General features: G+C 71.9%; 11 protein-coding genes and 1 CRISPR repeat array. Of the genes, 8 read left to right on the top strand and 3 right to left on the bottom strand.

From position 1 onward, the window contains the following. Positions 1-5: 5 nt before the first annotated feature. Genes ACFFIA_RS23000 through ACFFIA_RS22970 form a run of 7 tightly spaced genes read left to right on the top strand, consistent with a single transcriptional unit; the run spans position 6 to position 7559 of the window. Positions 6-1433, top strand: coding sequence for an MmgE/PrpD family protein (locus ACFFIA_RS23000; RefSeq protein WP_377253692.1), 1428 nt, complete (start codon positions 6-8; stop codon positions 1431-1433). Next, positions 1430-2398, top strand: a complete 969-nt coding sequence (locus tag ACFFIA_RS22995) for a dihydrodipicolinate synthase family protein (RefSeq protein ID WP_377253691.1) — start codon at positions 1430-1432, stop codon at positions 2396-2398. Before ACFFIA_RS23000 ends, ACFFIA_RS22995 begins: the two co-directional genes overlap by 4 nt. After that, entirely contained in the window at positions 2395-2793 is a 399-nt protein-coding gene (locus ACFFIA_RS22990) for a carboxymuconolactone decarboxylase family protein (protein ID WP_377253690.1), read from the top strand. Before ACFFIA_RS22995 ends, ACFFIA_RS22990 begins: the two co-directional genes overlap by 4 nt. Beyond that, positions 2786-4201: an MmgE/PrpD family protein gene (locus tag ACFFIA_RS22985; protein ID WP_377253689.1), complete on the top strand. Its 1416-nt coding sequence runs from the start codon at positions 2786-2788 to the stop codon at positions 4199-4201. The genes ACFFIA_RS22990 and ACFFIA_RS22985 overlap by 8 nt, the downstream gene beginning before the upstream one ends. A 3-nt stretch (positions 4202-4204) precedes the next feature. Beyond that, a complete protein-coding gene (locus tag ACFFIA_RS22980; protein ID WP_377253688.1) occupies positions 4205-5749 on the top strand; it encodes an AMP-binding protein in 1545 nt (514 codons plus the stop codon). Continuing rightward, on the top strand, positions 5746-6528 hold the full coding sequence (locus ACFFIA_RS22975; RefSeq protein WP_377253687.1) for an SDR family NAD(P)-dependent oxidoreductase: 783 nt from the start codon (positions 5746-5748) through the stop codon (positions 6526-6528). Before ACFFIA_RS22980 ends, ACFFIA_RS22975 begins: the two co-directional genes overlap by 4 nt. After that, a complete protein-coding gene (locus tag ACFFIA_RS22970; RefSeq protein WP_377253686.1) occupies positions 6525-7559 on the top strand; it encodes a phosphotransferase family protein in 1035 nt (344 codons plus the stop codon). The genes ACFFIA_RS22975 and ACFFIA_RS22970 overlap by 4 nt, the downstream gene beginning before the upstream one ends. Positions 7560-7665: 106 nt before the next feature. Here ACFFIA_RS22970 and ACFFIA_RS22965 read toward each other — a convergent pair whose 3' ends face one another. Both ACFFIA_RS22965 and ACFFIA_RS22960 read right to left on the bottom strand, forming a co-directional pair. Further along, positions 7666-7905 (bottom strand): hypothetical protein, encoded by a 240-nt coding sequence (locus ACFFIA_RS22965; RefSeq protein ID WP_377253685.1) that lies wholly within the window; start codon positions 7903-7905, stop codon positions 7666-7668. 277 nt (positions 7906-8182) lie between these two features. Further along, positions 8183-12850: direct repeats of the CRISPR family, unit length 28 nt; unit sequence GTGCTCCCCGCGCACGCGGGGATGGTCC. 97 nt (positions 12851-12947) lie between these two features. Next, entirely contained in the window at positions 12948-13214 is a 267-nt protein-coding gene (locus ACFFIA_RS22960; RefSeq protein WP_377253684.1) for a helix-turn-helix domain-containing protein, read from the bottom strand. 76 nt (positions 13215-13290) lie between these two features. Between ACFFIA_RS22960 and map the strand changes: the two genes are divergently transcribed. Next, positions 13291-14109: a type I methionyl aminopeptidase gene (map, locus tag ACFFIA_RS22955; RefSeq protein ID WP_377253683.1), complete on the top strand. Its 819-nt coding sequence runs from the start codon at positions 13291-13293 to the stop codon at positions 14107-14109. 220 nt (positions 14110-14329) lie between these two features. Here the strand turns inward: map and ACFFIA_RS22950 are convergent, their stop codons facing one another. Beyond that, positions 14330-14941, bottom strand: coding sequence for a dihydrofolate reductase family protein (locus ACFFIA_RS22950; protein ID WP_377253682.1), 612 nt, complete (start codon positions 14939-14941; stop codon positions 14330-14332). Positions 14942-15043: the final 102 nt, after the last annotated feature.

Genomic DNA, 15043 nt, shown 5'->3' with positions numbered 1-15043 from the left:
CCCGGATGGATCCCGTAGCCAAACTCGCCGACTTCGTCGTCTCCACCCGCGACGGTATCCCGGACGGCCCTCGGGCACACGCCAACGGGCTGCTGCTCGACGCGTTCGGCGTGATGCTGCTCGGGTCGCGGCAGGACTCGTACGCGGCCACCGCCTCCGCCTTCGCCAGGATGGGCCTGCTGGCGCCCGGTCCGGCCACGGTGTTCGGCACCGCGCCAAGCCCCGCCGGTGTGTTCGCCGCGACCGCGTTGAACGCCACCGCCATGCACGTCTCCGAGATGGGGGAGGGCGTGTCCCGGGCGGTCGTCCACGCCTCCAACGCCGTCGTCCCGGCGGCCGTCGCGGTCGCGCAGCGCGATGGTACCGACGGGGCGAGCGTCCTGCGCGCGCTCGCGCTCGGCATGGAGACCGTGATCCGCTTCGGCCTGCTGCTCAATCGCCCGGCCGGCGCGACCGTCGAGGGCGACGCGGCCGTGGCGTACAAGGCCGGCTGGTGGACGCCCTCGGCGCTGAGCGGCATCGGCGCGGCCACCGCGGTCGGTGTGCTGCGCGAGCTGTCCGCGGAGCGGCTCGTGGACGCCTGGACGATCGCGCTGAACTGCGCGCCGGCCACCACCGTCCCGTTCGTCCTCAGCGGCGCCAGCGGCAAGGGCGTGTCGATGGGCGCCGGCTGCGCGGGCGGCGCGATGGCCGCGGACCTGGCCGCCGCGGGCGTGGGCGGCGACCGCGACGTCGGCTCGTGGGCGGCCCTGGTCTCGCCGGCGCCCAACCCCGACCGGCTCAGCGACGGCCTCGGCGAGACCTGGGAGCTGGACTACCCGCTGTACAAGTACATCGCGACGGTCGGGCCACTGCACCCGGCGATCGAGTGCGCGCTGGCCATCGTCCGGCGCGGGCGGATCGACCCCGCTGACATCGCCTCGGTCGAGGTGCACGGGTACGCCCGCACGGCCCAGTTCCTCGGCGTCGCGCGGCCGCCCACCGAGGAGGCCGCGAAGACCAGCCTCAAGCACGTGGTCGCCGTCGCGCTTGCCACCGGCGACGAGGGGGCGTTCGTCAGCCGCGCCTACGAGCCGGCGATGCGCGAGGACCCGGAGATCGGCCGGCTCGCGGACAAGGTGGTCGCCCACGTGGAGCCGGGGTTCAACCGCGAGTACCCGATGCTCTCGGCCCGCAACCGCCTCGTCGTCACGCTCACCGACGGCCAGGTGCTGCGGGAGGAGGTGGACCGCGACCGGATACCGCGCTACCACCGTCCGGCCCGGGCCGACCTCGACGCCAAGTTCGCCCGGATCGTCACCGGCGACCCCGACGACGCCCGGTGCGCGGCGGTCGCCGACACCGTCTGGGCCGCAGCCGACCAACCGTTCAGCCGCGTCGTGGACGCGGTCAGTGGCCTGTTCGCGGAGACCTTCGAGGGGAGCAGAGCATGAGGTACGACGTCACCGATGCCCGCGAATGGGCGCGTGCCACGCTGCGTGGACACATCGTCACGACGCTGACCCCGTTCGCCGACGACCTGACCCTCGACGAGGACGCGTTGCGGACGCAGGTGGAGGAACTGCTCCGCCTCGAATGCACCGGCGGCCTGTACGTGAACTCGGTCATCGGCGAGGTCCAGTCCCTCACCGCCGCCGAGCGCGACCGGGCGCTGGAGATCGTCGTCGGCCAGGTCGGCGGCCGAGTCCCGGTCGTCGCCGTCACGCCCGGCAACGCCGTACCGGACGTGGTTGCCGCCGTCGAACGGGCCCGGCTGGCCGGCGCGGACCTGGTCATGCTCTGGCCGCCGACGTTCGGCTACCGCACCCCCGAAGGCGTGCTGCGCTTCCTGGAGGAGGTCGCCGACAGCGCCCGGATCGGCCTGTGTCTCTACGCGTCCGGCCTGTCGGAGTTCGGCTTCCGGATCACCACGTCGATGCAGCGCTCGCTGCTGCGCTTCCCGGCGGTCTGCGCGGTCAAGGAGGCGTCGATGAGCCTGAGCGGCTACCTGGAGACGCTCGGCGCGGTCGGCGACGACCTGATCGTGAGCTGCCCGCTCGACGAGTACTGGGCCACCGGCCGCCGGATGCTGCCCACGAAGGCTCCCGACGTGCTGCTCGGCACGTCCCGCCCGCTCTACATGGAGACCGCCAAGGCGCCGCACCTGAGCCGGCTGCGGGCCGCGGTCAACGCCGGCGGCCCGGTCGAGGCGGAGCTGTCGAACGTACTGGCGGTCGCCGGCCAACTGCACACGAAGTTTCTCGAAGCGGGCGGCCACAACCTGGCGCTGATCAAAGCGATGGCGGCGGCCCGCGGACTGCCAGCCGGCCCGGTACGGCCGCCGATGAGCCCTTCCGACCCGGCCACCGTCACGGCCGGCACGGAGATCATGCGCCAGCACGGGCTGCTCGACCGATGAGCGGGCCCGCTACCCCTGAGGAGATCCGCGCGCTCTACCGGGCCGACCTGGGCGAGGTGCCGCCGTCGGTCGAGTGCGGGCTGTCGGTGATCCCGGAAGCGATCGCCCACTACGTCTCGCTGCGGCGCTACCTCGACGGGCTGGCCGAGGGCGACGGGCTGCCCCGGCCGTACGCCAGCCTCGTCTTCGCCCTCCTCGACATCGCCGAACGCAACTACGACGGCGCCCTCAACCACAGCCGTGCCGCGCTCAACCACGGACTGACCTGGACCGAACTCATGCACGGGTACGTACAGACCTGGGTCGTCAAGGGTTTCGCGACGTCCTGGGGGACAGTCGGCTGGCGAGTCGTGGAACAGCTCGTCAAAGAGGGATACGGGCCGGCCGATGGGTGACGCGTCCGCGGCGCTCGCCCAGCTCGTGGCCGGCACCACGCCCGGCAGCCTGCCACCGGCGTGTACGGAACTCGCCCGCCGCGGCATCCTCGACGCCCTCGGCTGCGGGCTCTACGGCGCCGCGCTCCCGCACGTCGCCTGGATCCGCGACGGCCTCGACGCGTCGAGCGGCGGCGCGACACTCTGGGGGCACCGGCGGGGCGTGGCCGCCGACCAGGCCGCCCTGGCCAACGGCACCGCGGTGCACGCGACCGAGATGTCCGAGACGTTCATCCGCGCGGTCGTGCACCCCGGCAACGTCGTCGTGCCGGCCGCGGTCGCCGTCGCCGAGGCGCTGGGCAGCACCGGCGCCCAACTGCTGACCGCGGTCGCGGTGGGGTACGAGGTGCTCGCCCGGTGCGGCCTCGCCGCCGGGACGGGAGCGCTGATGGAGCAGCGGCTGCACACGTTCAGCCTGCTCGGTCCGTTCGGCGCGGCGGCCGCGGTGGCCAAGCTGCGCTTCGACGACGACGCCGACCGCGTACACGACACGCTCGGGATCGCCGCCACGCTCGCGCCAACGGCCCTGCTCGACGCCGCCCGGGAGGGAGCGACGGTCAAGGACGTGTTCGAGGGGCACGCCGCCGCGCTCGGTGTCGTGGCGGGCCGGTACGCGTCGCTCGGCGTCACGGGCATGCGGCGGTGGACCGACGAGTGGTTCCCGGCGGTCATCCGCACGCCCGACCTCGACCGGCTCACCGACGGGATCGGCGACCGGTGGGAGATGGCCCGAGGCGGCCTGCGCATCAAGCTCCGGCCGGTCATGGGCCTGGTGCAGCCGACCGTGGCCGCGGTGCTCGACCTGCTCGACCGGCAGCCGGTCGCGGTGTCCGACATCGCCGCCGTGCGGGTCGACAGCACGCGCCGCGCGATGATCGCGACCGAGACGGCACCGGCGACGGTCACCGGGGCCAAGGCCAGCATCCCGTTCACCGTCGCCGCTCTGCTGCACCGGACGCGGGCCGCGCGCACCGACCCGTACCTGCTCGACTTCTACACCGAGGAGCTGCTGCGCGACCCGGACGTGCTGGCCCTGGCCGCCCGCTGCACGGTCCACCTGGACGAGGACTTCGAGCGTCACTTCGAGACGGACGCCCAGATGCGGTACGAGAGCCGCGTGACCATTACCCGCCACGACGGCGCGCGGGTCACCGGGTACGCCGACATCTGGCCGGCCACCAGCCGCCTGACCTTCGACGAGGTCACGGGCAAGTTCACGGCCTGCGCGACCCGCGGCGGTGTCGCCGACCCCGCGCGGATCGTCGAGGCCGTGCGCCGCCTCGAAGACCTCGACGACGTCCGCCGGCTGGGCGAGCTGCTGGCACCGGATGCACGCCACACCGGGCGTCGCGATCCGAGGGAGGGATAGGGGATGGCGTCGTTCACGTTCGATCCGCTGACCCCGGCGGGGTTTCTGCGCCGGTCCGCGGCGGCGTTTCCGGGGCGGGTCGCGGTTGTCGACGGCAGTCGGTGGTGGACGTATCGCGAGTTCGCCGGCCGGTGTGACGCGCTGCGTGGTGCTCTGGCCGGGCTTGGTGTGGGACCGGGTGACCGGGTTGCCGCGTTGTGTGTCAACAGTCACGTCATGCTGGAGATGCATCATGCGGTGCCGGCGCATGGCGCGGTCTTGGTCCCGGTCAACGTCCGGCTTGCACCGGACGAGATGGCGTATGTGATCGAGCATTCCGGTGCCCGTGTGCTGGTGGCCACCGCGGAGTTCGCCGGGCCGGCCCGCGAACTGGCCGGCCGTACCGGGGTGCGTCTGGTCGAGCCTGATGAGTACGAGAGCTTGTTGGCCGCTGCGCATCGGGTCGATCCGCCGGAGATAGATGAGCGGCAGTTGCTGGCGATCAACTACACCAGCGGCACGACCGGCCGCCCCAAAGGGGTCATGTACCACCATCGTGGTGCGTTTCTGCAGGCGGTCGCGATGTGTTATCACGCTCGTCTCGGCCCTGATGCCCGCTATCTGTGGACGCTGCCCATGTTCCACTGCGACGGGTGGAGTTTCACCTGGGCTGTGACGGCTGCGGGCGGTACCCATGTCTGTTTGCGGCGGGTCGATGTCGACGAGATCTGGCAGCGGCTGACGGCTGGTGGGATCACGCATCTGAGTGCGGCACCGACCGTGTTGACGATGATCGCTGAAGCGGGGGCGGCCGTCCCGCTGCCGGAGGGTCGCACGGTGCACGTCGACACCGGTGGTGCGCAGCCGTCGCCGACCCTCCTGGCCCGGCTCGACCGGCTCGGTCTGCGGGTGACACACCTTTACGGGCTTACCGAGACGTTCGGGCCGATCGCGATCAACGAGTGGCAGGGCGACTGGGACGCCGAGCCTGATGAGGTGCGGGCGCGGCTGCGGGCGCGTCAGGGGATCGGCAACATCATCGCCTCGCCGCTGCGGGTCGTCGACCCGGATGGCCGGGATGTGCTGGCCGATGGCGAGACGATCGGCGAGATCGCGGTGCGCGGCAACGATGTGATGCTCGGCTACTACCGCGACGAGGCGGCGACCGAGGCGGTCACGGTGGATGGCCGGTGGTTGCTGACCGGGGATCTGGCGGTGATGCATCCGGACGGTTATGTGGAGATCCGGGATCGTCGTAAGGACATCATCATCTCCGGCGGCGAGAACATCGCCTCCGTGGAGGTCGAGCAGGCCCTCGACAGTCATCCGGACGTCGTGGAGAGCGCGGTCGTCGGGCGGCCGGACCCGCGTTGGGGGGAGGTGCCGGTGGCGTACGTACACCTGCGCGCCGGTGTGGCGGGCGATCCCGCCGATCTGGCAGCGCATCTGCGGGCGCGGTTGGCCGGGTTCAAGGTGCCAAGGTCGTTCGTATTCACGGAACTGCCAAAGACCTCGACCGGCAAGGTCCAGAAGAACGTGCTGCGCGCGCGATCGGACCAGGGCCAGTGAACGCCGTTCTGCTCCCCGCGGGGCTGGAGGCGTTCTCGCTGGAGGGGAAGGTGGCCGTGGTGACCGGTGCCGGCTCGGGCCTGGGGGCGGGCTTCGCCGTGGCACTGGCGGCGGCCGGCGCCGACCTCGTGCTCGGCGGTCGCCGACCTGCCCGGCTGGAGCAGACCGTGGAGCGGGTCGAGGCGGCCGGACGCAAGGCGCTGGCGATGCGGACCGACGTGACCGATCCGGACGCCTGTACCGCGCTGGCCACCATCGCGATGGAACGGTTCGGCCGGATCGACGTGCTGGTCAACAACGCCGGCGTGGGCACGGCTGTGCCGGCGATCCGGGAGACGCCGGAGCAGTTCCGGCAGGTGGTCGACGTCAACCTGATGGGCTCCTACTGGATGGCCCAGGCGGCGGCCCGGGTGATGGCGCCCGGGTCCAGCATCGTCAACATCGCCAGCGTGCTGGGACTGGTCAAGTCGTTCGCGCCGCAGGCCGCCTACTCCGCCAGCAAGGCCGGTCTGATGGGGCTGACCCGCGACCTGGCCCAGCAGTGGTCCGGGCGGCGAGGGATCAGGGTGAACGCGCTCGCGCCCGGATACTTCGCCTCGGAGATGACCAACAATGTGCCGCCCGACCAGCTCAGCGGCTTCCTGGCGAACACCTCGCCGCTGGGACGGCTCGGCGAGCAGCGTGAGCTCGACGCGGCCGTGGTTTTCCTGGCCAGTGCGGCCTCGTCGTACATCACCGGCGTGACGCTGGCCGTCGACGGCGGGATGTCCGTCCATTGAGTACCCACGACGAACTGGTCCGCCCCGACCGGCTCGGCCCCGCGCTCGCGGCGGCCACCGGCGACGGGCGGTGGCGCACGTTGCGGGCCGCGCTCGTCTCGGGCGGCAAGTCCAACCTGACCTTCCTGCTCAGCAGCGCCGCAGGGGAGTTGGTCCTGCGGCGGCCACCGTCGGGCACGCTGCTGCCCAAGGCCCACGACATGGCCCGCGAGGCACGGGTGCAGCGCGCGTTGGCAGGCACCGCCGTGCCGGTACCCCAGATCGTGTTCGAAGACCTCGGCGGCGACCTGCTCGGCGTGCCCTGCTACGTGATGCGGCGGGTGCCCGGCCACGTGCTGCGCGACAGCCTGCCCGACGGGTACGCCCCGGCGGCGCCGGACAAGGTGGCGATGGCGGACGCGCTCGTCGACGTGCTGGTCGACCTGCACGCCCTCGACCCTTACACGGTCGGGCTGTCCGGCCACGGCCGGCCGGAAGGCTTCTACGCCCGCCAGGTCGCCACCTGGTACCAGCAGTGGCAGCAGTCCAAGATGGACGATGTCCCAGCGATCGACGCGCTGGTGGCGAAGCTGCGCGCCCGCACGCCACGCGACGTGCGGGCCGCGATCGTGCACGGCGACTACCGCCTCGACAACTGCCTGCTCGACCGGCACAACCCCGGCCGGATCACCGCCGTACTCGACTGGGAACTGTCCACCCTGGGCCATCCGCTCGCCGACGTGGGCATGCTGCTGTTCTACTGGACCGAATCGGGCGAACCCCGCCCCGTGCTCACCCCCGCACTGACCGCCACGGCGGGCTTCCCCGGGCGGCGACACCTCGTCGACCGATACGTCGCACGCACCGGCGCCGACCTGGCCGACCTACTGACCTTCTGGGCGTATGCGCACTTCAAGTTCGCCGTCATCGCCCAGGGCGTATGGACCCGCTCACTCGCCGGCACCATGGCCGACCAGGACTTTGGCGACCTCTCCCACGAGGTCGTCCGAATCGCCGAACGCGGCCTGGAACTACTCGAAAACGCAGCCTGAGAGATGGACCCTGCGAAGTCGCCACGACGACGTGCCCGGCCCAGCTGACGTGGGTTTCCAGCGGCGGTATCCAGCCCTCCGTCGAGCGCCGCCATGGGCGCCGGTGTCAGGCCGAAAGTCCGGTGGTTGCCCCCCGGTCCTGGCCGGCCAGGTCGCCTTTCTCGCAGCCGAGGTGCTCGCTCATCTCCGCCCTGAGCCCGGTCTGCAACACGGTGCGGGTGACCTGCAAGAGCAGCGTCCGAGCCTGATCGATCAACTCCTGAGCGACCCGCACCTCCAGGTCCGCCGAGGCGGCCCGCCCGCCAGCAGCCGTCTTCTCCTCGGCTGCGGTGTCCTTGTTAGCCAACGCTGGCCCTTTCCGGCCGGAGCAACCGCTCCAGCCCGCCGGGTCATCGCCTCACACAGGATCTTCCTGGCAGACTCTCCGGGTGGACAGCAGCGCCGACGGTCCTCCTACACTGCCCTCGTCGATCCGTCACACGAGCACAAAGGCGGACGACGGCGTTCGCACATGCTGCCGCATGAGTCGTTGCTCAGGGCCAGCACTGGGCACCGGGGGCAGCAGCCGAGGAGAAGTGAATAAAATCGTGCCTGTTGGGCTGTAAAGTGCCAGGTCAAGAAGTGTGCTCCCCGCGCACGCGGGGATGGTCCGAGTCGGTAGTAGCGGGCGGCCAGCCCGGCGGAGTGCTCCCCGCGCACGCGGGGATGGTCCCGCGCTCGCCACCGCCGCAGCCGCGCCCCTCCAGTGCTCCCCGCGCACGCGGGGATGGTCCGGACCCGCGCGTCGCTGCGGCACTCGACACGTTGTGCTCCCCGCGCACGCGGGGATGGTCCGATCAATCTCATGCTTTCCCCGGCGAGCGCGGTGTGCTCCCCGCGCACGCGGGGATGGTCCACTGACGCCCTTGAGGCTCGGGATGACCTGCATCGTGCTCCCCGCGCACGCGGGGATGGTCCCTGGTGGTACTCGGCGAGCTGCGCAGCCACCCTGTGCTCCCCGCGCACGCGGGGATGGTCCGAACGCCGTCGTCACCATCGACGGCGTCGAGTAGTGCTCCCCGCGCACGCGGGGATGGTCCGGAACACGACCGGGTCGTTGTCCTCACCGACGAGTGCTCCCCGCGCACGCGGGGATGGTCCCGCCGCCGCTCCCACCTCGAGGCCGGGCAACTCGTGCTCCCCGCGCACGCGGGGATGGTCCGTCGTCCAGCGTGGTGAGCGAGATGGTTTCACGGTGCTCCCCGCGCACGCGGGGATGGTCCGGTGAAGCCGGACGCGGTCTGCTCTGTGGTCTGGTGCTCCCCGCGCACGCGGGGATGGTCCGGCTGCTCCTTGGGGCGATCCAGTTCGTCGGGGGTGCTCCCCGCGCACGCGGGGATGGTCCTGCATGCGCGCCCGCCAGCGGTAGGCCGGAGCGGTGCTCCCCGCGCACGCGGGGATGGTCCTCCGCGCGACCTCCTTCACGTACAGGAAGTCCCGTGCTCCCCGCGCACGCGGGGATGGTCCCAAACTATTCATATTTCCATCCTTGAATGAGGTGTGCTCCCCGCGCACGCGGGGATGGTCCGTTGAACGCGTTCGCGACATCGATCAGCGACATGTGCTCCCCGCGCACGCGGGGATGGTCCGTCGACGCCGGCCTGGTGGCACGTTGGGCAGATGTGCTCCCCGCGCACGCGGGGATGGTCCGCCGCGCCGGGCCATCAAGGGGGATGCGTGGACGTGCTCCCCGCGCACGCGGGGATGGTCCCGGGCGCCGCCGTTCACGGGGCGGGTATCGGCTGTGCTCCCCGCGCACGCGGGGATGGTCCGTCGACGACATCTCCGGGCGGGGCCTGGCCGAGGTGCTCCCCGCGCACGCGGGGATGGTCCCGAGCTGACGCTGTCGCCCACGGAGCCGGACCTGTGCTCCCCGCGCACGCGGGGATGGTCCCTGGGCGCAGTGCCAGTACTGCGGTCGCGCCCAGTGCTCCCCGCGCACGCGGGGATGGTCCGTCCGGCGTGGTGCCCGAGGTGAACTGCACGAAGTGCTCCCCGCGCACGCGGGGATGGTCCCGCCGCCCCATCGGTTGCCGCCGACGCCGAGGTGTGCTCCCCGCGCACGCGGGGATGGTCCGGCCGCCAAGTGGTCCACCGAGGCGTACCTCCTGTGCTCCCCGCGCACGCGGGGATGGTCCGCGGGCACGCCCGCCAAACGGCGCTGTAGGAGCGTGCTCCCCGCGCACGCGGGGATGGTCCTGTCCGGTCGGCCAGCCTCGGCGGCGAGACGATGTGCTCCCCGCGCACGCGGGGATGGTCCCCTGGTCCTGTACTTCCAGACCACCGCTCCGGCGTGCTCCCCGCGCACGCGGGGATGGTCCCGCTACCGCGAAAAACACGGCCAATCGCAATGGGTGCTCCCCGCGCACGCGGGGATGGTCCAGGTTCCCGACCAGCGGCACCATGTGCGCCTGCGTGCTCCCCGCGCACGCGGGGATGGTCCGTTGTCGGACGCGACGGTGGTTTCGACGTTCGCGTGCTCCCCGCGCACGCGGGGATGGTCCCAAGACCGAGGCGTACCGGCCCGAAAGCAAGTTGTGCTCCCCGCGCACGCGGGGATGGTCCCGCCCTCAACACCGTCACCTGGCCAAACGTGAAGTGCTCCCCGCGCACGCGGGGATGGTCCGGATGTCGCCGAGATCCAGGTGAAGCAGGCGACGTGCTCCCCGCGCACGCGGGGATGGTCCGGCGGGGCCGGTGGCCGCGCAGAAGGGAATCAGGTGCTCCCCGCGCACGCGGGGATGGTCCCTGGGCGGGGAACGCGACTGCGGAGTATGCGCTGTGCTCCCCGCGCACGCGGGGATGGTCCGTACTGCGGTAACTGCAAGCGCCAGACCCGCGGGTGCTCCCCGCGCACGCGGGGATGGTCCCTTGCGCCAGTCGCCAACCGCAAAAGGAGACAGGTGCTCCCCGCGCACGCGGGGATGGTCCGCTGACCGGCGGCGAGCCGGCCTGGCTGGACTGGTGCTCCCCGCGCACGCGGGGATGGTCCGGCGCGGTGGGACGACTCCTACCGGGAGAGCAAGTGCTCCCCGCGCACGCGGGGATGGTCCGTACCAGCGGCAGGCCGCCCTCGGTTCGGTCATGTGCTCCCCGCGCACGCGGGGATGGTCCCAGCGCCCTCCGCGCCGTGCGGATGGGCCTGCGGTGCTCCCCGCGCACGCGGGGATGGTCCCTCAACACCAGCGAGAAGTCGCGCGAGAGCGATGTGCTCCCCGCGCACGCGGGGATGGTCCGTTCGACGTTGGTGTTGGCGTCGAGCGCGGTGAGTGCTCCCCGCGCACGCGGGGATGGTCCCGAGGAGGCTTTCCGGCTCCGGCTGGTCCCGCTGTGCTCCCCGCGCACGCGGGGATGGTCCGACGCGCCAGCGCGGCAAGGGCGGCGCGGCCAGGTGCTCCCCGCGCACGCGGGGATGGTCCGCGCAGCATGTCCCGCGCGGGCACCGGCTCACCGTGCTCCCCGCGCACGCGGGGATGGTCCGCCGGGAAGCGGGTCCACAAGAGCGCGAAATGGGTGCTCCCCGCGCACGCGGGGATGGTCCGGTCTGCCGCCACGGCGTCTACCGCGGGCAGGAGTGCTCCCCGCGCACGCGGGGATGGTCCCTTGCGGACGTCGGCCACGGGTTCCTCCTGAGAGTGCTCCCCGCGCACGCGGGGATGGTCCAGCGTGTGCGGCTCCGCAGACCGGGCAGCCCCCGGTGCTCCCCGCGCACGCGGGGATGGTCCACAGCGGACCAATGCCAGACGCGGGCAGCAGCAGGTGCTCCCCGCGCACGCGGGGATGGTCCGTCCTTTCCTGGCTGCTGACGGTTCGGCGCTTCAGTGCTCCCCGCGCACGCGGGGATGGTCCGACCATCTTCGGCGAGTCGTGGGAACTGGTCTTGTGCTCCCCGCGCACGCGGGGATGGTCCCGGCAGCAGGCTAACCACGGACACACCCAGCGCGTGCTCCCCGCGCACGCGGGGATGGTCCGACGTGGATCGTGGCCGCGAACTGCTCGCCCGCGTGCTCCCCGCGCACGCGGGGATGGTCCTTGGGCGGCGTTCCACGCCTATTGCGCGGCCGTGTGCTCCCCGCGCACGCGGGGATGGTCCCCGCCGGTACCAGGAGCAGGTCGATGGCCTGATGTGCTCCCCGCGCACGCGGGGATGGTCCCAGGTCAACTGGACTGACACATCCGGCGGTGGGGTGCTCCCCGCGCACGCGGGGATGGTCCCGTGGCCGAGCGTTATGCCGCAGCCGTCGTGGGGTGCTCCCCGCGCACGCGGGGATGGTCCGGTGTCGCTGTGCCGCCTCGCCGAATATCGATGCGTGCTCCCCGCGCACGCGGGGATGGTCCCACTTTCGAGGTGACGGGCGACGAGGCGAGCTTGTGCTCCCCGCGCACGCGGGGATGGTCCCTCAAACCGTTCCAGGTCCTGTAGGTTTTCGTCGTGCTCCCCGCGCACGCGGGGATGGTCCGTACTTCGCGCTGGGGTCGACGCACACCCACTCGTGCTCCCCGCGCACGCGGGGATGGTCCCTCGGCACCCTCATCGAGACGCACCAGCTCGAAGTGCTCCCCGCGCACGCGGGGATGGTCCGCAGGCGCAGGCCGACCTGACGCAGGCGAACATGTGCTCCCCGCGCACGCGGGGATGGTCCCGGAGCGGCTATCGCCGCGCGGCGGAAGGCCATGTGCTCCCCGCGCACGCGGGGATGGTCCCCTCGGCATGACCGTGGACAGCATCGGCACGCCGTGCTCCCCGCGCACGCGGGGATGGTCCCAACAGCGAGGCCAGGGCGGGTTTGGGGATGGCGTGCTCCCCGCGCACGCGGGGATGGTCCGCCTTCCGGGCCAGCGGCCTCACACCGGGCAAGGTGCTCCCCGCGCACGCGGGGATGGTCCGGCCGGGCCCGCCGACATCGCACGCCGGCTAGAGTGCTCCCCGCGCACGCGGGGATGGTCCGTTATGGCCTGCGATGTCTGCAAGATGGCGGACGTGCTCCCCGCGCACGCGGGGATGGTCCCGCGATGTTCGGCAGGTAGCGGCGGTGGTAGTCGTGCTCCCCGCGCACGCGGGGATGGTTCCGGGTGCTGCGCCGACCGGTCGGCGGGACCGCAGTGCTCCCCGCGCACGCGGGGATGGTCCCGTCATCGGCAGCGACGCGGCCCCCGTGTTGCCGTGCTCCCCGCGCACGCGGGGATGGTCCCAGCTCCGGCTCTTGGCGGCCCTGGTAGAACCGCACTCCCCGTGTACGCGGGGATCGTCCCCAAGCCGGCAAACACGGCCGAGACCAGCCACGACACCTGGCAGGCCCTCTTAGAACCGTGAAAGGGATTCCCGCGGGGGTTTGGGGTGGCTGGTTTCTAGGACGCTTGGTGGATGGGCATGTCGGCCAGCCAGACGTTGGCCAGGTCGCTGAGGGGGACGTCGAGGGCCTGACTGAGGCAGACCACAGTGCCGAACGCCGGTGCGGGAAGGCGGCCCGCTTCGATCTTGCGGAGGGTTTCGGGGGAGATGCCGGCTGCCAGGGCCACCTCGATGAGGCTGCGGCCGGCCCGCGCGGTCCGGAGGGCGGCTCCGAGGCGTTGGCCCGCTGCGATCTGTGCGGCGGTGAGTGGTTGGCGAACCATGCCAGCAGGATATCCCTCCGGAGTATCCCCAACCCGACGTGGTATAAAAATACCGCATCGGGAGAGGGAGGTTGTCGTGATCGAGCTTAAGTCCGCCGAGGAGATCGACCGGATGGCGGTGACCGGCCAGTTCGTCGGCGAACTGCTCGCCGAGTTGAGGGGTGTCGCCGCGGTCGGCGTCAACCTGCTGGACCTCGAACACCACGCCCGCCGCCGGATCAAGGAACGCGGCGCCGAGTCCTGCTACTGGGACTACGCCCCTTCGTTCGGCCGTGGCCCGTTCCGCAACGTGCTGTGCCTGTCGGTCAACGACGCGGTCCTGCACGGCCTGCCACACGACTATGTTCTGCGGGACGGTGACCTGCTCAGCATCGACATGGCGGCCAGTATCGAGGGCTGGGTCGCCGACTCCGCGCTTTCGTTCATCGTCGGCAGCCCCGACCCGGCCGACCTGAAACTGATCGAGGCCACCGAGGTCGCACTGGAGGCCGGCATCACCGCCGCCCAGCCCGGCGGCCGCCTCGGCGACATCTCCGCCGCGATCGGCCAGGTCGCCCACTCCTACGGCTACCGGGTCAACGGCGAGTTCGGCGGCCATGGCATCGGCCGCACCATGCACGAGGCCCCACACGTCTCCAACAACGGCCGCGCCGGCCGCGGCATGAAACTCGACCCCGGCCTCACCATCGCCATCGAGCCCTGGCTCTGCCGTTCCACCGACAAAATCAAGTACGACAACGACGGGTGGACGATCCGCTCCGCCGACGGCTCCCGCACCGCCCACTCCGAACACACGGTCGCCGTCACGGCGTCCGGCCCCCAGGTCCTGACCCGCCGCCCCGCACGCGACACCACGCCGGCCGACCCCACCAAGAAGCCTGCCACAACCTCCTGACCCAGGACGAGCAAGGGGGCGGGCGTCGACGACCAGCTTGAGGGAGTGAGCGCGCCGATCGCCGCCCGCATGATCTGGCGTAGACGGCAGGCGGCGAGGTCGTTCAGGTATCCGCCGAGGGTGAGCCAGGCGGTGCCGCCGTCCCGGTCGGCGGCGAAGGCGTGGGCCTCCTTCTCACGCCGGCGCACCGCGAGGAGGGCGACAGCGCCGGCCACCGTCGTCAGCGGACGTCGTAGGTTAGATGGGTGGCCGTCGATGTCGAGATCGCGCTCCGCTGCACCAGCGTGCGTGGCGCTCCGCCGGCGAACAGCGGCGTCCCAGTGCCCAGCAGGACGGGCGCGAGGTGCAGCGACAGCGTGTCGACAAGCCCGGCGGCGACCGCCGAGCCGACGACGGCGCCGCCGCCCATCAGGACGACGTCGAGGTCCTCGCCGCTGACCGACGCCTCCTCCGCGCGTTGACGCGCGACGCTGACGGCGTCGGCCAGGCCGGTGGTGACGAACGTCCAATCGAGGTCGGTAAGCCTCACCGACTCCGGCGGCGAGCTCGTCACGACGACGAACGCGGGCTTGCCGACCTCGCCGGCGCCGTAGCCGACCTCGTCGCCCCAGCCGTTCGGCCCGTCGACGACGTCGAAGAGCCGGCGGCCGAGGACGACCGCGCCCGAGCGGGCGGTCCCCTCGCGCAGGACCCGGCGATCATCGGGGTCGTCGGAGAACGCCCAGGTGTGCAGGGCCTCGCCGCCGATACCCAGACCGTTGTCCGGACCGGGCTCCGGCCCGGTGACGAAGCCGTCGAGGGAGACCGAGATGTCCGCGATGATTCGAGTCATGCCAAGTTAGACACGACCCGCCGTCCGAACTCATCGCTCACCTGTTGTGCATGCGCGTGACGTGGGTCACGTTCTAACGCGCGTGATGATCCGCCCGCGGCG

Source organism: Phytohabitans kaempferiae, from assembly GCF_042433955.1.
GTDB classification, from domain to species: Bacteria; Actinomycetota; Actinomycetes; order Mycobacteriales; family Micromonosporaceae; genus Phytohabitans; species Phytohabitans kaempferiae.
The sequence above is the reverse complement of the archived record's forward strand: the minus strand, read 5'-3'. Positions and strand labels throughout refer to the sequence as shown.

Excerpts from the sequence above, each read along its gene's own strand:
- ACFFIA_RS23000 (WP_377253692.1), top strand. The coding sequence starts at position 6 with ATGGATCCCGTAGCCAAACTCGCCGACTTCGTCGTCTCCACCCGCGAC.
- ACFFIA_RS22995 (WP_377253691.1), top strand. The coding sequence starts at position 1,430 with ATGAGGTACGACGTCACCGATGCCCGCGAATGGGCGCGTGCCACGCTG.
- ACFFIA_RS22990 (WP_377253690.1), top strand. The coding sequence starts at position 2,395 with ATGAGCGGGCCCGCTACCCCTGAGGAGATCCGCGCGCTCTACCGGGCC.
- ACFFIA_RS22985 (WP_377253689.1), top strand. The coding sequence starts at position 2,786 with ATGGGTGACGCGTCCGCGGCGCTCGCCCAGCTCGTGGCCGGCACCACG.
- ACFFIA_RS22980 (WP_377253688.1), top strand. The coding sequence starts at position 4,205 with ATGGCGTCGTTCACGTTCGATCCGCTGACCCCGGCGGGGTTTCTGCGC.
- ACFFIA_RS22960 (WP_377253684.1), bottom strand. The coding sequence starts at position 13,214 with ATGGTTCGCCAACCACTCACCGCCGCACAGATCGCAGCGGGCCAACGC.
- ACFFIA_RS22950 (WP_377253682.1), bottom strand. The coding sequence starts at position 14,941 with ATGACTCGAATCATCGCGGACATCTCGGTCTCCCTCGACGGCTTCGTC.